Annotated in this window: 17 protein-coding genes; 8 read left to right on the top strand and 9 right to left on the bottom strand. The window is 70.8% G+C overall.

What is annotated here, in order from left to right; genetic code table 11:
* Window positions 1-698: 698 nt before the first annotated feature.
* Window positions 699-1,097 (bottom strand): MAPEG family protein, encoded by a 399-nt coding sequence (locus BMZ47_RS27435; RefSeq protein ID WP_007562942.1) that lies wholly within the window; start codon window positions 1,095-1,097, stop codon window positions 699-701.
* Window positions 1,098-1,197: 100 nt separating this feature from the next.
* On the opposite strand from BMZ47_RS27435, the gene BMZ47_RS27430 reads away from it, so the two are divergent.
* Both BMZ47_RS27430 and BMZ47_RS27425 read left to right on the top strand, forming a co-directional pair.
* Window positions 1,198-1,695, top strand: a complete 498-nt coding sequence (locus BMZ47_RS27430) for a CinA family protein (protein ID WP_091865548.1) — start codon at window positions 1,198-1,200, stop codon at window positions 1,693-1,695.
* Between the two features lie 18 nt (window positions 1,696-1,713).
* Window positions 1,714-2,931, top strand: coding sequence for an FAD-dependent oxidoreductase (locus BMZ47_RS27425; protein WP_091865545.1), 1,218 nt, complete (start codon window positions 1,714-1,716; stop codon window positions 2,929-2,931).
* Between the two features lie 22 nt (window positions 2,932-2,953).
* Here BMZ47_RS27425 and BMZ47_RS27420 read toward each other — a convergent pair whose 3' ends face one another.
* The 3 genes from BMZ47_RS27420 to lipA all read right to left on the bottom strand — a co-directional run bounded on the left by BMZ47_RS27420 (window position 2,954) and on the right by lipA (window position 5,369).
* A complete protein-coding gene (locus tag BMZ47_RS27420) occupies window positions 2,954-3,472 on the bottom strand; it encodes a hypothetical protein (RefSeq protein WP_091865542.1) in 519 nt (172 codons plus the stop codon).
* Window positions 3,473-3,913: 441 nt separating this feature from the next.
* The gene (locus tag BMZ47_RS27415) at window positions 3,914-4,369 is read right to left on the bottom strand and encodes a type II toxin-antitoxin system RatA family toxin (RefSeq protein ID WP_007562951.1); all 456 of its coding nucleotides are present in this window, start codon (window positions 4,367-4,369) and stop codon (window positions 3,914-3,916) included.
* A 16-nt stretch (window positions 4,370-4,385) separates the two neighbouring features.
* Window positions 4,386-5,369, bottom strand: coding sequence for a lipoyl synthase (gene lipA / locus BMZ47_RS27410; RefSeq protein WP_050733528.1), 984 nt, complete (start codon window positions 5,367-5,369; stop codon window positions 4,386-4,388).
* Between the two features lie 491 nt (window positions 5,370-5,860).
* Between lipA and BMZ47_RS27405 the strand changes: the two genes are divergently transcribed.
* Both BMZ47_RS27405 and BMZ47_RS27400 read left to right on the top strand, forming a co-directional pair.
* Window positions 5,861-6,112 (top strand): hypothetical protein, encoded by a 252-nt coding sequence (locus tag BMZ47_RS27405; protein WP_091865539.1) that lies wholly within the window; start codon window positions 5,861-5,863, stop codon window positions 6,110-6,112.
* Between the two features lie 33 nt (window positions 6,113-6,145).
* Entirely contained in the window at window positions 6,146-6,691 is a 546-nt protein-coding gene (locus tag BMZ47_RS27400) for a DUF4261 domain-containing protein (RefSeq protein ID WP_091865536.1), read from the top strand.
* Between the two features lie 126 nt (window positions 6,692-6,817).
* On the opposite strand, the gene BMZ47_RS27395 is transcribed toward BMZ47_RS27400, so the two are convergent.
* From BMZ47_RS27395 to BMZ47_RS27370, 5 genes are all read right to left on the bottom strand, one after another.
* Complete coding sequence (locus BMZ47_RS27395) at window positions 6,818-7,549, bottom strand: MIP/aquaporin family protein (RefSeq protein WP_091865534.1); 732 nt, start codon at window positions 7,547-7,549, stop codon at window positions 6,818-6,820.
* Window positions 7,550-7,766: 217 nt separating this feature from the next.
* The gene (gene glpK, locus BMZ47_RS27390) at window positions 7,767-9,272 is read right to left on the bottom strand and encodes a glycerol kinase GlpK (protein ID WP_007562957.1); all 1,506 of its coding nucleotides are present in this window, start codon (window positions 9,270-9,272) and stop codon (window positions 7,767-7,769) included.
* A 55-nt stretch (window positions 9,273-9,327) separates the two neighbouring features.
* Window positions 9,328-10,860, bottom strand: coding sequence for a glycerol-3-phosphate dehydrogenase (gene glpD, locus BMZ47_RS27385; protein ID WP_091865531.1), 1,533 nt, complete (start codon window positions 10,858-10,860; stop codon window positions 9,328-9,330).
* An 85-nt stretch (window positions 10,861-10,945) separates the two neighbouring features.
* A complete protein-coding gene (locus BMZ47_RS27380) occupies window positions 10,946-11,761 on the bottom strand; it encodes a DeoR/GlpR family DNA-binding transcription regulator (RefSeq protein ID WP_007562961.1) in 816 nt (271 codons plus the stop codon).
* Between the two features lie 888 nt (window positions 11,762-12,649).
* Complete coding sequence (locus tag BMZ47_RS27370) at window positions 12,650-12,898, bottom strand: hypothetical protein (protein ID WP_007562963.1); 249 nt, start codon at window positions 12,896-12,898, stop codon at window positions 12,650-12,652.
* A 215-nt stretch (window positions 12,899-13,113) separates the two neighbouring features.
* On the opposite strand from BMZ47_RS27370, the gene BMZ47_RS27365 reads away from it, so the two are divergent.
* The 4 genes from BMZ47_RS27365 to BMZ47_RS27350 all read left to right on the top strand — a co-directional run.
* Entirely contained in the window at window positions 13,114-13,608 is a 495-nt protein-coding gene (locus BMZ47_RS27365) for a chemotaxis protein CheW (RefSeq protein ID WP_007562965.1), read from the top strand.
* 6 nt (window positions 13,609-13,614) lie between these two features.
* A complete protein-coding gene (locus BMZ47_RS27360) occupies window positions 13,615-15,099 on the top strand; it encodes a CheR family methyltransferase (protein WP_091865525.1) in 1,485 nt (494 codons plus the stop codon).
* The gene (locus BMZ47_RS27355) at window positions 15,099-15,674 is read left to right on the top strand and encodes a chemotaxis protein CheW (protein ID WP_091865522.1); all 576 of its coding nucleotides are present in this window, start codon (window positions 15,099-15,101) and stop codon (window positions 15,672-15,674) included. Before BMZ47_RS27360 ends, BMZ47_RS27355 begins: the two co-directional genes overlap by 1 nt.
* Window positions 15,675-15,723: 49 nt before the next feature.
* On the top strand, window positions 15,724-16,903 hold a 1,180-nt coding region (locus tag BMZ47_RS27350; protein WP_091865519.1), incomplete at its 3' end, for a methyl-accepting chemotaxis protein.

Below are 16,903 nucleotides of genomic sequence, written 5' to 3'. Positions count from 1 at the left end.
AGAACGTCGCGAGTTCGGCATGGCCGTCCGGGGTGTTGGCGACCTGTCGCCACGGACCGTGGCGGCCAATGCGGGCATCCAGCGTGGCGGCGCCGACATCCACTCCACAGATGATGTCTGTCACGGTAACCTGCCTTGTCCATGCGACGGGCTGTCGAGCGACTGTCCGGTCGTGCGTGACGAGGCGGCCTCCGGTCCCAAAGCTCTCCCACGGTTGTGGCCTGAGGGGGGACGGGCGTCAGAGACCGCGCGCGAGGGTCGGCGGCCACCGACCCTCGCGCAGCCCTCATCTCACCATCCCAAAGGGCCGACCGCCAGATACAAGGGGGCGCGTCGCGGTCTGCAGCGACACCTGCGCTTTAAACCGATGTAGCCGGTAGCCACGGAAGGGAGAGCCGGTTGCGGATCTTGCCTCGACGGCATGACGTCAGACGGCAATCGGTCAACCCGCTATGAGGGCTGATGCACGCAAAGGGTCCATCCCACTCTCTCTCATCCTGAGGTGCGAGCGCAGCGAGCCTCGCAGGAGCCCTCCAGGGATCGCGCGGCCGGCTGGAGGCCTCCTTCGAGGCCTCCGCTGCGCTTCGTCACCTCAGGATGCGGGGATTTGGTTGGATGGGCGCCCATCATGCCCTGGGCACCCTGTCGGAGGCCACGAACGCACCGTTCGATCCCAGCCGCCCCCATCCAAAAACGAATCACGCCGTCCGCAGGAGCAGCGCGATCGCCGCGATGGCGAGCACGGCCAGCGTCAGCAGGATGCCGCCGCCCCGGCAGGCGAATTGGCGGGGGGAGTTGGGCGCGGCGAACATGCCGATCGGGTGCAGGATGCGGCCGACCAGCAGGGCGATCAGCAGCCCCTGGACGAGGCCGTGGCTGCCGCCGCCGGCTTCCAGGAGACCGACCAGGATCAGCGCCAGCGGCACGTATTCGGAAAAGTTGGCGTGCGAGCGGACCCGCTTGAGCATGGATTCGTCGCCGCCGTCGCCGAACAGGACGTTGCCGGAGACGCGGGAACCCATCACCCAGCCAGATAGGCCGAGATACACGAGGGCGAGCAGCGCGGCGTAGACGGCCGTGGTCGCGGGGAAGATCATCGGGTCGGAGTCTCCTGTGGGGGCCGCCGGTCCTTGAGCCGGGGCCGGGCTTGGGTCACAACACGAGATAGGGCGCTCCGGCCCAGGGCGAGCCTCGCGCATGATCGACGACACGGAGCTTCTCGACCGCGCCGCGGCGCTGGTCGCCGCCTATGCCGAGGCCGGACGCACCATCGTCACGGCCGAATCCTGCACCGGCGGGCTGGTGGCGGGGCTGCTCACCGCGGTGCCGGGCTCCTCGGCGGTGGTGGAGCGCGGCTACGTCACCTACTCGAACGAGGCCAAGGCGGAGGCGATCGGGGTGCCGATGGACCTGATCCGCCGGCACGGCGCCGTCAGCGAGGTGGTCGGCCGGGCGATGGCCTGCGGGGCGCTCGCCGCCTCGCGCGCCACGGTCGCGGTGGCGATCACCGGCATCGCCGGCCCCGGCGGCGGCGGCGCCGAGAAGCCGGTCGGGCTGGTCCATTTCGGGCTCGCCCTGCGCCAGGGCGGGCGCCGCCACCTGGAGCGACGCTACGGCGACCTCGGCCGCGGCGCGATCCGCCGCGCGGCGGTCGCGGACGCGCTCGGCCTGCTCGAAGGGGCGCTCGTGGACTGATCAGGTGCGGAGGGCTCGATGGACGGCCTGAAGACCCAGCTCTGCATCGTCGGGGGCGGCCCGGCCGGGATGATGGCCGGCCTGCTCTTCGCCCGGGCCGGGATCGCCGTCACGGTGCTGGAGAAGCACGCCGATTTCCTGCGCGACTTCCGCGGCGACACGATCCACCCCTCCACCCTCGACCTCATGGACGAGCTCGGCCTCGCCGAGCGGTTCCGCGCCCTGCCCCAGCGGCGGGTCGAGACCTTCTCGGGCGTCGTGAACGACCGGAGCTACCGGGTCGCGGATTTCAGCCGCCTGCCGACCCGCAACCGCTTCCTGTCCTTCATGCCGCAATGGGATTTTTTGGATTTTCTGGCCGGTGAGGCCGGGCGCTATCCGGCGTTCCGGCTGATCCGTCGGACCGAGGCCCGCGACCTCATCGAGGCGGAGGGCCGGGTCGTGGGCGTGCGGGCCGAGGGGCCGGACGGGCCGGTTGAGATCCAGTCCGACCTCGTGCTCTGCGCCGACGGCCGCCATTCGCGGATGCGCGCGCGCGCCGGCTTCGCGCCCCGGGCCTTCGGGGCGCCGATCGACGTGCTGTGGTTCCGCCTGCCGCGCCGGGACGGCGACCCGGAGGCGGCGGCCGGGCGGTTCGGCCCGGGGCGCATCCTGATCACGCTGGACCGGGGCGACGCCTGGCAATGCGCCTACGTGGTCCCGAAGGGCGGCGACGCGGCGCTTCGCGCCAAGGGACTGCCGGCCTTCCGGGCGACGGTGGCCGAGATCGCGCCGTTCCTGGCCGACCGCACCGAATCCATCGCCGATTGGGATGCGGTGAAGCTCCTCACCGTGACCGTGGACCGGCTGGCGCGCTGGCACCGTCCCGGCCTGCTCTGCATCGGCGATGCCGCCCACGCCATGTCGCCGGTGGGCGGGGTCGGCATCAACCTGGCGATCCAGGACGCGGTGGCGGCGGCCAACATCCTGGCCGAGCCCCTGCGGGCGGGGCGCGTGACCGAGGCCGACCTGGCCCGCGTCCAGGCCCGGCGGATGTTCCCGGTCCGGGCGACCCAGATCCTGCAGCGGGTGATCCAGGCCCGGGTGATCGCCACCGCGCTCAAGGCCGACGCCCCGTTCCGGGCGCCCCTGGCCCTGCGCATCCTCGACCGGCTGCCGTTCCTTCAGGCCCTGCCCGCCCGGATGATCGGGATGGGCGTGCGGCCGGAGCATGTCGCCGCTCCGGCCCGGGCCTGATCGCGCACCCCGCGGCGCGGCGCTACAGCAGGCGCCAGTCGGCCAGGCGGCCGTTCACGAAGACCAGCTCCAGCTTGTTGCCGGCGCCCCGGGCCTTGGCGGACGAGGCCGCGGAGGCGGCGGCGATGCTCTCGACACCGTCGACCGCGCCGCCGGCATGGTAGAGGGCCTCGCCTGCCGACGACCCCAGTGGGGTCAGGGACGCGATGGCGCCCAGCGTTTCGCCGACCCCGCCCTTGACCGCCTCGGGCCGGATATAGGTCATGACGCTGCGATCCCCCGACGGGGAGGCGACGTTGTCCCGGCTCGCCGGAGGGCCGTACAGCGCCAGCACCTGATCGACCGTGGTGCGCCTGACCTTGAGATGGGCGTGGATGAAGGACGGGCTGAAGCGGTCCTCGGCCAGGGCGACCGGCGCGGCGCTGGCACCGGCCGCCGCCGGGGCCGCCCCCGAAGCCGTGCCGGTGCTGTTGCAGGCCGTCAGCGTGGTCAGGGCAGCCGTCGTCAGAGGAATGGCGAGCACCGCCTTCCTGTACGTCATGATCAATTCCTGAAAGTGTCAGTAAAACGACGGAATCAATTGGATCCCGATGCGTTTTGCTGGCACGCTCCCAAGAAGCTGTAAAGCTGAGTGCCGCGACGGCGCTGTCCTGCGTATGACTTGCAGGCGGCCGTGGTTTTATCGGGCGATATAGTGAGATTGAAGGCAGTGCATGGGCAGATGCTGTCGTTCCGCGCCTGCGCCGCAAGCTGTGCAATATTGGCGCAACGCCGGCGGTGAGGCCGCAACGCTGTCAACTCGGTCACCCGACCTAGGCGATCGGAGGCTCATCTCGGGCGAGGCGACCGGATCCCTTCGGGGCCGGGCCCATCCTTGCGCGCAGCGGAGCAAACCGGGGAAGCGCCACGGTCCGGGACCGCACGCAGCCCTGAGTCAGCTCGCTGCGCGCGCGATGACGGACGCGCTCGACCGAAAGCCCCCTCAGGCGGTGCCGTACATCCGGTCCGCCCGTCCCTCGAAGGCGTCGGTGAACTTGCGGAAGGCGCGGTCGAACATCGTGCCCATCAGGAGGCCCAGCGTCCGGCTCTTGAACTCGTAGGTGATGAAGAAGTCGACGGTGCAGCCGCCATCCGGCGCCTCCTTGAACAGCCAGCGGTTCTCCAGATGGCGGAACGGGCCGTCGATATACTCGGCCACGATCTTGCGGTTGTCCGGGTCCAGGCTGACCCGCGTGGTGAAGCGCTCGCGGATCGCCTTGTAGCCGACGCCCATCTCGGCGATCAGCACCTGTCCGCCCTCCGGCATGTCCTGGCGGCGGATCACCCGCAGGGATTCGCACAGCGGCAGGAACTCGGGATAGCGCTCCACATCGGCCACGAGATCGTACATCTGCTGCGGCGAATGCCGCACCGCACGGGTAACCCGGAAAGACGGCATCGGTGTCGGGACTTTCTCAGGCCGAGAGCGCGGGCGACAGCTTGGCGAGGCGGGCCGCCTGCAGCCGCGCGAAATCCTCGCCGGCATGGTGCGACGAGCGGGTCAGGGGCGTGGCCGAGACCAGCAGGAAGCCCTTGGCGTAGGCGGTGGTCTCGTAGGTCTTGAACTCGTCGGGCGGAATGAAGCGCACGACCTCGTGGTGCTTCTTCGACGGCTGCAGGTACTGGCCGATGGTCAGGAAGTCGACATCGGCCGAGCGCAGGTCGTCCATGAGCTGGAGCACCTCGTTCCGCTCCTCGCCGAGCCCGACCATGATGCCGGACTTGGTGAAGATCGACGGGTCGAGCTCCTTCACCCGCTGCAGCAGGCGCACCGAGTGGAAGTAGCGGGCGCCGGGCCGCACCGTCAGGTACTTGGCCGGCACCGTCTCCAGGTTGTGATTGAACACGTCGGGCTTGGCCGCGACCACGACTTCGAGGGCCCCGTCCTTGCGCAGGAAGTCGGGGGTGAGGATCTCCACCGTGGTGCCGGGGCTCGCCGTGCGGATCGCCGCGATGGTCCGGGCGAAATGCTGGGCGCCGCCATCCTTCAGGTCGTCCCGGTCCACCGAGGTGATCACGACGTGGTGCAGGCCGAGCTTGGCCACCGAGTCGCCGATCTTCTCCGGTTCGTGCTGATCGAGGGCGTCGGGCAGGCCGGTGCGGACGTTGCAGAACGCGCAGGCCCGCGTGCAGGTGTCGCCCATGATCATGAAGGTGGCGTGCCGCTTCTCCCAGCACTCGCCGATATTGGGGCAGCCGGCTTCCTCGCAGACCGTGACGAGGCCGTGCTCGCGGACGATCTTCTGGGTCTCGGTCCAGGCCTTGGAGCCCGGCGCCTTGACCCGGATCCAGTCCGGCTTCTTGGCCTGGACGGGCTGGTCCGGCCGGTGCGCCTTCTCGGGATGGCGCAGGCGCGCCGAGCGCGGATCGTTCTTCAGGATATCGAGGACGACGGCCATGGGTCGGGGGCTGCCACACCGCGGGGAGGCGCCCGGAGGCGCGGTCGGTCACTGGGGACTGATCTAGAGGTTCTGCCCGCCGCCCGCAAACCGCCGCGACGCTGCGGCGCGACACCCCCCGGTTCCCGTTGAGAGGGATGTCGGGGCGGAGACCTAGCACACCGTCCCGGATCCCGTTTCCCGGACCATGTGCTAGTTTTCCTCGACCGGTGAATGCCCGGCCGGACCTGATGCCGCGGCTCGGCCCGACGGGCAGGATCGCCATCGCGCTGGGCAGGGTCAAGCCGATCGTCGTCCCGCTCGGCCCAAACGCGAAACGCGTCGCCGACGCTGCCCATGGCCGAGGACAGCACGGGTCCGGGCCTCTCATCCCCAGCCTGTGGCGTGGCGAGGAACGGGAGAATCGCCGGTGATCGGGAGTTTTGCAAAACGCTATTGACGTGGTGCAATGCGCTAATCAAGTATCAATCAAGATCTATAAGGTAGAATTGATGGCTGGGCCGCTTGCCTATATTCTGCTGAAAAGGCCGATCTCGCCGGACTTGGCGCAGCTGGTGACCGTGCTGCGTCAGCGTTATCCAGACCTCGCCGTCGAGGGTGTGGGCACGGGCAGCTCACCGACGGGTGCCGATGCGCGACCGAGTCCGCTCCTGAAGTGCTCAGGCCGCCTCGTCGCCGTCATGTCGATCGAGGCTCCATTGCCGATCGATGAGCATCTGATCGCACGGGCCTCGATCTTGTAGCCCGGCGCCGGCGCGGCATTTCGGGAGAGCACTTTGCACCTGATCGTGACGATCATGGGCCAGCAAGAGCATCTGCTCCCGGCGGCTCGCATGACGAGCGCCATCGTCGACGGGCTGCTCAGCCTCGCACCGGATTCTCTCGGCGTCGTCTGGGATGCCGAGGTCGCCCAGCCGCCACAGTTCTGGGCCGAAATGGGCAAAGACGCCTTCGCGCCATACCCGCGTTTTCCGGTCCCGCTCTGGGTGGGCATCCATCCTTTTCGCGATGCGCGGACCGGCGGCGTCGGCATCGTCACGCACGGGCTGCGCAAATTCGTCGACCGCGAGCTGGAGCTCATCAGCGCGGCAGGCGACCTGAAGCTTTTGATGGCGCGGACGGAAATGCTGGCGGCCTATCTGATCGAGAGAGGCCCCGTTTTGACGGATGGCAGCACGTTCGGGATTTCGGAGGCCGAGCGCAGACCGGTGCGTCTCTGCCCGTCGGAGCGGTTTGCGGGCCTGCCGGTGATCTCCGGATCCATCGCTGCCGCGAGCCCGCAGCATCCGGAGTGCCGCCGGCCTGAGTCGGAGCCAGAGTAATCCGGCGTTCCCGCGACCGCCGGTTACTCGGCGGCGGACGCTGGAGCGTGTCCGGCGCCCACGCTGCTTCAGATCATGCCGGCCTCGCGTGCCGGAAGGGTCTTCGGAACGCAGGTGCCCGCAGCCTCAGATCCCGAGCGCCCGCACCAGCAGCCCCGCCAGCACGGCCCCGATCACCGGGCCGCCCACCGGGACGAGCGCGTAGCCCCAGTCGGACGAGCCCTTGCCGGCGATCGGCAGCACCGCGTGGGCGATGCGCGGCCCGAGGTCGCGGGCGGGGTTGATCGCGTAGCCGGTGGTGCCGCCGAGCGAGAGGCCGATGCCCCAGACCAGCATGCCGACCATGTAGGGCGCGACTCCGCGCGGGATCGCCCCGGAGGCGCCGAGCGTGTTGGTCACCAGCGCCGAGATGGTCAGGATCAGGAAGAAGGTGGCGATGATCTCCGAGGTCCAGTTGGCCTTGGCGTCGCGGATCGCCGGCCCGGTGCAGAAGCAGGCGAGCTTGAGATCCGGCTCGGGCGTCGCGGCCCAGTGGGGCAGGTAGTGCAGCCAGACGATCGCCGCGCCCGCGAAGGCGCCGAGCATCTGGGCCGGGATGTAGACCCAGAGCTTCGAGAAATCCCCGGAGCCGACGGCGCCCGCCACGGTCACGGCGGGGTTGAGATGCGCGTCCGGGCTGCCGGTGGCGGTGGCGACGAAGATCCCGGCGAGAACCCCGAAGGCCCAGCCGGCCGTGATGGCGATCCAGCCGGCGCCCTCACCCTTGGACCGCTTGAGCAGGGCGCCGGCGACGACGCCGTCTCCCAGCACGATCAGCGTCATCGTACCGAGGAATTCACCCAGGAATGGCGACGTCATGGTCTATCTCCCCCGTTTGCTGTTTATTGTAAGGCTTTACAGCTTGTTCGAGCGTCTAAGTCTTTGAGATGGTGGTCGATCTCTGTCGGCCTTCCGATCTCTTCCCGCATCCTGAGGTGCCGGAGCGGAGGCCTCGAAGGAGCCCTCCTTCGAGGCTGCTGCGCAGCACCGCAGGATGAGGTCGCGGGTGGGCGTGATCCGGCCCGAAGGCGCCCCCTCAATCCTCGTCGAGCTTCCAGTCGAAGGAGCGCTGCACCGCCCGACCCCAGGCGGCGGCGATCTTCTCGCGCTGGCCGGCATCCATCTTCGGGGTCCAGCGCTTGTCGACGCCCCAGTTGCGCTTGAGGTCGTCGAGGCCCTTCCAGTAGCCAACCGCGAGGCCCGCCGCGTAGGCGGCCCCGAGCGCCGTGGTCTCGGAGACCTTCGGGCGCACCACCGGCACGTCGAGCATGTCGGCCTGGAACTGCATCAGCGTGTTGTTGGCGACCATGCCGCCGTCGGCGCGCAGCTCCTTGACGGGGATCCCGGAATCCTTGGCCATCGCGTCCAGCACCTCGTGGGTCTGGAAGGCGGTCGCCTCCAGCACCGAGCGGGCGATGTGGCCGCGATTGACGTAGCGGGTGAGCCCGATGATCAGCCCGCGGGCGCCCTCGTTCCAGTGCGGCGCGTAGAGGCCCGAGAAGGCCGGCACGAAGTAGACGCCGCCATTGTCCTCGACCGTGGTGGCCAGCGTCTCGACCTCGGCCGAATCCTTGATCATGTGGAGGTTGTCGCGCAGCCACTGCACCAGGGCGCCGGTGATGGCGATCGAGCCCTCCAGGGCGTAGGCCGGCTTCTCGCCGTCGAGCCGGTAGGCCAGGGTCGTGACCAGGCCGGCCTTGGACGGGACCGGCTCGGTGCCGGTGTTCATCAGCGCGAAGCAGCCGGTGCCGTAGGTGTTCTTGGCCTCGCCCGGACTGAAGCAGGTCTGGCCGAACAGGGCCGCCTGCTGGTCGCCCAGGATGCCGGCGATCGGCACGCCCGCGAACGGCGCCTTGGTCTCGCCATAGACCTCGCTCGACGAGACGATTTTTGGCAGCATCGCCTTCGGGATGCCGAAGGTCGCCAGCATGCCGTCGTCCCATTCCAGGGACTTCAGCGACATCAGCTGCGTGCGGCTGGCATTGGTCACATCGGTGACGTGCAGCCCGCCCTCGGTGCCGCCGGTGAGGTTCCAGACCAGCCAGGTGTCGATGTTGCCGAACAGCACGTCGCCGGCCTCGGCCCGCTCCCGGGCACCCTCGACATGGTCGAGCAGCCAGCGCAGCTTCAGCCCGGAAAAATAGCTCGCCAGCGGCAGGCCGGTGAGGTCGCGGAACCGGTCGCGGCCGCCGTCCCGGGCGAACTCGGCGACCAGCCGGTCGTTGCGGGTATCCTGCCAGACCAGGGCGTTGTGGAGCGGCTTGCCGGTGCGCCGGTCCCAGATCAGCGTGGTCTCGCGCTGGTTGGTGATGCCGACCGCGGCGAGGTCGGTGGGCTGGAGGCCGGCCTTGTCCAGGGCCTCGCGCATCACGGCCTGCGTCTTGGTCCAGATCTCGGCGGCGTCGTGCTCGACATGGCCGGGAGCCGGATAGATCTGCGCGTGCTCGGCCTGGGCCAGCGCGATGACGCTGCCCTCGCGATCGAACACCATGAAGCGGCTGCTCGTGGTGCCCTGGTCGATGGCCCCGACGTAACGGCTCATCGTTCCCTCCCTGGTTAGGCCCGACCGGTCTCGCGCCGGCTCGGGTTCGACACAATCAAGCAGCCTCAGCCCTGCGGTCGAGGTAGGCGGACAGGCGCGCGGCGCTCTCCGGGCTGGTGCGCAGGCCGAGCTTCGAGCGGCGCCAGAGGATGTCCTCGGCGGTGACCGCCCATTCCGCGACGCGCAGGTAATCGACCTCGGCCGCGGTCAGGCCGCCGTCGAACGCCTCGCCGAGATCGGCCATCGACTGCGCGGTCCCGACGATCTCGCGGGCCTTGGTCCCGTAGGCGCGGGCGAGGCGCCGCGCGGTCTCGGCCAGCAGGAACGGCTTCTCCGCCTGGAGCTTGGCCAGGAACTGGTCGAAATCCGCATCCGGCATGGCGCCGCCGGGCAGGACCGCCTCGCCGGTCCAGGCCGGCTTGAGGCCGGGGAAGAACGGCTTGAGCTTCTCGATCGCGTGCTCGGCCAGGCGCCGGTAGGTGGTGATCTTGCCGCCGAACACCGAGAGCACCGCCGCCTTGCCGCCCTGGTCCTCCACGTCGAGGACGTAGTCGCGGGTCACCGCCGAGGCGTTCTCGGCCGCGTCGTCGTAGAGCGGGCGCACGCCCGAATAGCTCCAGACGACGTCCGCCGGGGTGATGCGGGTGTCGAACGAGCGGTTGATGCAGCCGCAGAGGTAATCGGTCTCCTCCGGGGAGATCGAGACCGGGCCGGGCTCGCCGTCATAGGGCACGTCGGTGGTGCCGATCAGCGTGAAGTCGCGCTCGTAGGGGATCGCGAAGATGATCCGCTTGTCGGGCTGCTGCAGGATATAGGCCTGGTCGCCCGGGAACAGGCGCTTGACCACGATGTGGCTGCCCTTGATCAGGCGGACCGCCGCGCGGCTGTTGATGCCGAGCGTGCCGCCCAGCGTCGCGCTGACCCAGGGGCCGGCGGCGTTGACCACGGCCCTGGCCCGGACCGTCCGCTCGGTTCCGGTGCGCTCGTCGCGCAAGGTCGCGACCCAGCCCTCACCCTCGCGCCGTGCCGAGACGACGCCGGTACGGGTCAGGACCGTGGCGCCGCGCTCGCGGGCATCCATGGCGTTGAGCACCACCAGGCGGCTGTCCTCGACCCAGCAATCCGAATAGACGAAGCCCTTGGTCAGCCGCTTCTGCAGCGGCGCGCCGTAGGGCGAAGTGCGCAGGTCCACCGACTTCGAGCCCGGCAGGGTCCGCAGCCGGGCGAGGTGGTCGTACAGGAACAGGCCGAGCCGCAGCATCCAGGCCGGGCGCAGGCCCTCGTCGTGAGGCAGCACGAAGCGCAGGGGCCAGATCACGTGGGGGGCCTGACGCAGCAGCCGCTCGCGCTCGGCCAGGGCCTCGCGGACCAGACGGAACTCGTAATATTCGAGGTAGCGCAGCCCGCCGTGGATCAGCTTCGTCGAGGACGAGGAGGTGAAGCCGGCCAGGTCCCCGCGCTCGGCCAGCAGGACCGACAGGCCGCGGCCCGACGCATCGCGCGCGATTCCGGTGCCGTTGATGCCGCCGCCGATGACCAGGAGATCGTAGGCGTCGGACGGCGCGTGCTGGCGCGGTGCAGCCGGCATTGTTCCTCCTCTCCCGCCCTGAATGGCAGGTTCAAGATATATTGAGCCGCCTGCCGATTTTCGCAAGCGAAAAAACGCATGTTCGTTACGGTTCGTCGTCGGCCACCGCCAGGGTGACCCCCTGGCGCTCGATCATCGCGACGATCTCGGGCGGCGGCATCCGGTCGGTGAAGAAGGTATCCACCTGATCCAGCCGCCCGACCTGCACCATCGGGCGCCGGGTGAACTTGGTGTGGTCGGCGACCAGGAAGGTCTTGCGGGCATGGGCCAGGATGGTCTGCGTCGCCCGCACCTCCTCGTAATCGTAGTCGAGCAGCGCGCCGTCGGCGTCGATGCCGCTGATGCCGATCACCGCCACGTCCACCCGGAACTGGCTGAGCGTGTCGCAGGTGAGCTGGCCGAGCACCGCGCCGTCGCGGTTGCGCACGGTGCCGCCGGCCACGACGATGTGGAATTCCGTGGCCTCGGCCAGGGAGAGCGCGACGTTGAGGTTGTTGGTGATGACGCTGAGGTCGTCGTGCCGGGTCAATTCCCGGGCGACCGCCTCGGGGGTCGTGCCGATATTGACGAAGACCGAGCAATGCGACGGGATCCGGCTGGCCGCCAACCGGCCGATCCGGGTCTTCTCCGGCAGGAGCGTCACCCGCCGGTCGGCATAGTCGATGTTCTCGACGCTCGACGGCAACCCGCCGCCGCCCCGGTAACGCTCGAGCCGGCCCTCGGCGCTCAGCTCGTTCAGGTCCCGCCGGATCGTCTGGACGGTAACGCCGAACTGCGCGGCCAGGGCCTCGATCGTGACGAAGCCCCGCTGGCGCACGGCCGCCACGATGGCGCTGCGCCGCGCCTCGACCCCGGTGGCCTCGACCCTGTCCTCGGATCTCCGATCGAGCGGTCGTGACATCGAGACTCCTGGCGTTCCCCGGCCCGTCCGGCCTGGGGATGTTCGTTTGCGAACACTCTGTGGGGTGGTCGGCTTTCGCACGAGAGTGAACCCGCCGGGGCGGCCGGGCAACCGGGTTGGGCACGCGGCGGATCGGATGCGCACAGGTCGCGGGGGTGGCGAAGGCCCGCTCCATTGGGGTGACCGAACTCGCACGCTGCCGGTCGCGGTGCGGGTCGTCTGTCCCGCAGGGGCGCGGACATGCGCAGGTCGTGACGAAAGGTGGAACACGCGCTCCTCCCCCCTTGCGGGGAGGGAATTGGTGGGTGGTCCCGGAAGTGGCGCAGCGGTGCCGCCTGCGCCACCCCTGGCCCCTCTCCCGTGCGGGCGGGCGGCTTCACAGAACACGGTCCGGACGGTTCTCGGCTGCAAGAGACGTCTCTCCGAGGCCGACACGCGCCCTCCCTCCCCCCTCTGCGGGGGAGGGTGGCCCCCGAAGGGGGTCGGGAGAGGGGAGCGACGCGGCAGAATAGGGCTTCGCCCGTCATGCCGGCCACGCCTTGTCCTGAACCCGGGTTCCCCTGTCCCGACCCGGCCTGACGGCCGGCCCACCCTCCCCCGCAGAGGGGGGAGGGAGGCGCGTCTGGGGTTGGCCTTGGTTCGCGTCCGGCAGCGATGTGTGAACATCGTAGCCCGCAAGGGGAGAAGAAAAGCGCGGCGCCGCAAGCGCTTGATGCCGAAACGATGGGGTGAATCCGCTGGCCCGCGCGGGAGGGGCGCGTCGCGACCTGCAGAGCCGGCCGTGCGACCGCCGTAGGCCGCGACCGGAAAACCCAACAAAAAAGCCTGCCGCGGCTGCGGCAGGCCTGATCGAGCCGGTGACGCCGCTTGGCGGCGCGCCCGGGCTGCTCACATCTGGTGGTGACGCGACCGGCGATGATGCTTCATCATCCGCTTGTGCTTCATGCGCTTGCGCATGACCGGACGCTGGGCCGGGGCGGCGCCCTGCTCCATCGCGGCGGCTTCGCCGGCGCGCTCCAGGCCGCCACGGGGACCACCGGCCTGTGCGCCGGAATTGTTGTAGGGCGCGTTGCCCTGGGCGTAGGCGGAGCCCGCGAGCAGCGTCAGCGACGCGGCGGCCAACAGAAGTTTCCTCATGATCAATCCCTGGCGTAGACAGTCGCAGGCGAGGCGTCGCCCGTCGTCTGGGCTTTGCCGCTGCGTCGGAAAATAAGCGGCTGAGGGGAGACATGGTTCCCTGGCGCCGCGATCCGGTGTTGGATGCCGGGATCGGGTCATTGCCTGCCGGGGGGCGGGGGCCTATTGCGCGGCCTGTCCCGGCGGGGCCGCGATGCGTACGGGAGGGGGCGGCTTTGGCCAGCAGCGGTTCGGCCTATCTGCTCCTCGACATCGCCGGCACGCCCTGCGCCCTGCCGCGCGCGGCCGTCTCCGAGATCCTGCCGCTGCCGGACCTGCACAAGCCCCCGGCGACCGGCGGCTGGCTCGCCGGCTTCCTCAATCTCGGCGGCGCGCCGATCCCGGTGATCGATCTGGCGCCGCTCCTCGGCCTGCGCCCGGCCGCCACCCGGCCCGGCCTCTACGCGCATCTGGTGCTCACCCGGGACGATGCGGTCGCCTATCTGGTCGACCGCGCCGCCGATCTGGTGATCGTGCCCGAGGACGCGATCCGGCCGGCCGAGGAGGCCGGGACGCTCAACGGCTGCGTGGCGGCCGAGCTCGTGATCGGCGACCGGCTCGTCCACGCCCTCTCCCCCGAGAGCCTGCTGACCGCGCAGGAGCGGGAACGGGTCGCGGCGCTGACCCGGGCGGCGGCCGAGCGCCTGGCCGCCCTGCCCCCGTCCGCGTGATCGGCGATGCCGCGCTTCGTTCCTTCCCGCCCCGATCCGGGTGGCGACCCGGCCTATGCCGCGCTGAAGGCGCGGATCATCGCGCGCACCGGCCATCATTATTACATCGACAAGGACGAGCTCCTGACCGAGCGCCTGCACCGGCGCTTCCGGGCCACCGCGATCGCCGATTGCGCCGCCTACAGCGCCCTGCTGGCCGACCGGTCCCGGGGCGAGGCGGAATGGGCCAATCTCGAGGCCGAGATCACGGTCGGCGAGACCTTCTTCTTCCGCTACGCCGAGCAGTTCCAGGCCCTGCGCGAGACGATCCTGCCGGCGCTGATCGCGGCGCATCGGCACGACCGCACCCTGCGGATCTGGAGCGCGGGATGCTCGACCGGGGCCGAGCCCTATTCCCTGGCGATCCTGGTGCGCGAGGCCCTGGGCGATGCCCTGCCCGACTGGCGGATCGTGATCCTCGGCACCGATATCAGCGTCGAGGCGCTGGCGACCGCCCGGGCGGCCGAGTACGGGCGCTGGGCGCTCCGGACCATGCCGCCGGAGGACCGCCTGCGCTACTTTACGCGCCTGCCCCCCGCCCCCGGGATCCGGCGCGAGGGCGGCTTCGCCCTGCGGCCGGAATACCGCGCGCTGGTGCGGTTCGAGCGCGGCAACCTCCTGAGCCTGGTCGAGCCCAAGGTCCCGCCGGGCGAGGGCTTCGACCTGATCCTGTGCCGCAACGTGCTGATCTATTTCGAGGCCGAGACGGTGGCCGCGGTGGTGCGCGGCCTCGGTCGCCGCCTCCGGCCGGACGGCTGGATGCTGCTCGGCCATGCCGAGCCCAACCCGACCTTCTCCGGCTTCCTCGACCCGGTCAGCCTGCCCGGGACCGTCGCCTATCGGCGCCTGGCCGACGCGGTGCCGACGCTGGCGCCCCGGCCGGTCCCGCAGGCACTCGAGCCGGCCTGGTCGGTGCCGCGCATTCACGAGGCGGACGAGCCGGACGAGCCCGTCGAGAGCGCGGTGGCGACGATCCTCGCCCCGCCCCGGCCCGCTTTCCTGCCGAGCCTCGACCTGGGCGATGGCGAGACGCCGGCCGGCGACCTCGCGCGCATCCGTGCGCTCGCCGATGCCGGGGAGACCGGCGCCGCCTGGCGGGTGCTGCGCGACGCCCTGGCGCGGGACCCGACCGATCCGGCCCTGCGCTTCTACGAGGGGCTCCTCGCCCGCACCCTCGGCCGGGACGTCGAGGCCGAGCGGGCCCTGCGGGCGGCGCTCTATCTCGACCGGGGCTTCGTGATGGCCCATTACCATCTCGGGCTGCTGCTGATCGCGCTCGGCCGCCCCGAGGCGGCGGCCCGCGCTCTCGACAACGCCATCGCGCTCAGCCAAGCCCTCGGGCCGAACACCCTCCTGCTCGAGGGCGACGGCGCCGCGGCGGGCGAGATCGCCGCCGGCGCGGCCGCGGCCCGCGCCGGGCTCGGCGCGGATGGCGGAACCGGGAGGCCCTGATGGACGCGCGCATAAGCGCACCGGAGCAGGCGACGAAGCCGAGAACCGCGCGGGACATCCGGGCCGAGCGCGCCGCGTCCCTGGCCCGGCGCAGCCAGGCCGCCGCGGGACCCGAGACCGGCATCGACCACCTCGTCTGCGCCTGCGGGACCGAGCGCTACGGGATTCCCCTCGCGGCGGTCGCGCACGTGCTGCCGATGCGCCCGTTCACGCCGATGCCCGGGGCGGTGCCGGCGCTGCTCGGCCTGATCGCCCTCTCGGGCCGGATCGTCGGCGTCCTCGGCCTCGCCCGGGCGCTCGGCCGGCCGGAAGCGCCGCCCGAGGCCGAGGGCGAGGTCGGGCATCTCGTGGTGCTGCGCGGCGGCCAGGCCCAGCCCGTGGCGCTGGCGGTCGACCGGGTGCTGGGGATCGCCGCCGCGGCGGGACCGTCTGCCGCAGGGATGGCGGAGGCGGCCGACCCCGCCGGGTTGGGCAACGCCGCCGCTTCGGGCTATGCCCCCGCTTCGGCCGGCGGCGGCCGACCGGATTTCGTCGTCGTCGACCTGCCCCGCCTCCTGCGTCGCGTGCTGCCCTAACTGTTCAGGTCCGCGCCCCCGCGCCCCATCACCGGAGCCAGCCCCGACCGTGACGTTCTCGATCGGAAGACGCATCCTCCTCGGCTTCGTCGCCGTCACGGTGGTGATCGTGGCCCTGGGCTTCTACGCCCTCGAGCAGATCGGGGCGGTCCGCGACACGACCGACGCCATCGTCCGGCGCGACATGTCGGTGCTGCGCCAGCTCGACGACCTCGGCAACCAGGCCCGGGATCTCGGGCTCCTGCGCCGCAACGCCGTGATCGCGCTGCTGTCGCAGGCCCAGGGCCGCCCGGCGCGCACCGACGACAACGTGGCGGCGTGGCGCCGGACCGCGGCCCAGGTCGAGAGCGCGCTGGCCACCACGATGCAGCTCGCCGGCGAGTACCGGACGCTCTCGATCTCGGCCCAGCGCAACGCCGTCTGGGACCGGATCGCCGCGGCGGCGGCCGAGGTGCAGCGCTCGTTCCGGGATGTCCGGGCTGCGAGCGAGGCGCAGTTCGCCGCCATCGCCCAGCAGGATGTGGCCGGGGTCGAGGCCCGCAACGACGAGATCAGCCGCCTGCAGGCGCCGTTCCTGGGCGGCATCACCAACCTGCGCACCCTGCTCGACGGCGGCATGGCCCTGGGGCAGCGCGCCGCCCACGAGGTCTATGAGCGCTCGCGCCTGTCGATCTACCTGACCCTCGCCGCGGCGGTCCTGCTGGCGATGCTGGTCACCTGGATGATCCGCCGCGCCGTGGTGCACCCGCTGGAGACCGTCATGGCCTTCGTCGAGCGGGTCGGCTCCGGCGACCTCTCGGGCAAGCTCGACATGCGCGGCGGCGACGAGATCGCGCGCCTGGGGCGCACGCTGAACGCGATGGTGGACGGCCTGTCCGATCTCGCCCGGACGAACCGCGCCGCCACCGCCGACCTCAACGCCGCCGCCGCCGAGATCCGCGCCTCGGCCCAGCAGCAGGCGGCCTCGGTGGAGGAGCAATTCGCCGCCGTGCAGGAGACCGCCGCCACGGTGGACGAGATCACCCATTCCGGCGCGCAGATCGGCAAGCGCGCCACCGAGGTGATCGCCACCGCCCAGGCCACCGCCCAGACCTCCCGCCAGGGTTTGCGCGCGGTCTCCGACACCGCCAAGGCCATGGACGCGATCCGCGAGCAGGCGGAGGCCGTGGCCGGCAACATCGTCAGCCTGTCGGAGAAGACCCAGACGATCGGCGACATCATCGAGACGG

The organism is Methylobacterium brachiatum (assembly GCF_900113845.1).
GTDB lineage: Bacteria > Pseudomonadota > Alphaproteobacteria > Rhizobiales > Beijerinckiaceae > Methylobacterium > Methylobacterium brachiatum.
This window is presented reverse-complemented; position numbering and strand designations above follow the sequence as displayed.

Bases quoted from the DNA above. Each gene is read 5' to 3' on its own strand.
- BMZ47_RS27425 (WP_091865545.1), top strand. From the start codon at position 1,714: ATGGACGGCCTGAAGACCCAGCTCTGCATCGTCGGGGGCGGCCCGGCC.
- BMZ47_RS27435 (WP_007562942.1), bottom strand. From the start codon at position 1,097: ATGATCTTCCCCGCGACCACGGCCGTCTACGCCGCGCTGCTCGCCCTC.
- lipA (WP_050733528.1), bottom strand. From the start codon at position 5,369: ATGGCCGTCGTCCTCGATATCCTGAAGAACGATCCGCGCTCGGCGCGC.
- glpK (WP_007562957.1), bottom strand. From the start codon at position 9,272: ATGAGCCGTTACGTCGGGGCCATCGACCAGGGCACCACGAGCAGCCGC.
- BMZ47_RS27355 (WP_091865522.1), top strand. From the start codon at position 15,099: ATGGACGCGCGCATAAGCGCACCGGAGCAGGCGACGAAGCCGAGAACC.
- BMZ47_RS27415 (WP_007562951.1), bottom strand. From the start codon at position 4,369: ATGCCGTCTTTCCGGGTTACCCGTGCGGTGCGGCATTCGCCGCAGCAG.
- BMZ47_RS27380 (WP_007562961.1), bottom strand. From the start codon at position 11,761: ATGTCACGACCGCTCGATCGGAGATCCGAGGACAGGGTCGAGGCCACC.
- BMZ47_RS27395 (WP_091865534.1), bottom strand. From the start codon at position 7,549: ATGACGTCGCCATTCCTGGGTGAATTCCTCGGTACGATGACGCTGATC.
- BMZ47_RS27360 (WP_091865525.1), top strand. From the start codon at position 13,615: ATGCCGCGCTTCGTTCCTTCCCGCCCCGATCCGGGTGGCGACCCGGCC.
- glpD (WP_091865531.1), bottom strand. From the start codon at position 10,860: ATGCCGGCTGCACCGCGCCAGCACGCGCCGTCCGACGCCTACGATCTC.
- BMZ47_RS27420 (WP_091865542.1), bottom strand. From the start codon at position 3,472: ATGACGTACAGGAAGGCGGTGCTCGCCATTCCTCTGACGACGGCTGCC.
- BMZ47_RS27405 (WP_091865539.1), top strand. From the start codon at position 5,861: ATGGCTGGGCCGCTTGCCTATATTCTGCTGAAAAGGCCGATCTCGCCG.
- BMZ47_RS27370 (WP_007562963.1), bottom strand. From the start codon at position 12,898: ATGAGGAAACTTCTGTTGGCCGCCGCGTCGCTGACGCTGCTCGCGGGC.
- BMZ47_RS27430 (WP_091865548.1), top strand. From the start codon at position 1,198: ATGATCGACGACACGGAGCTTCTCGACCGCGCCGCGGCGCTGGTCGCC.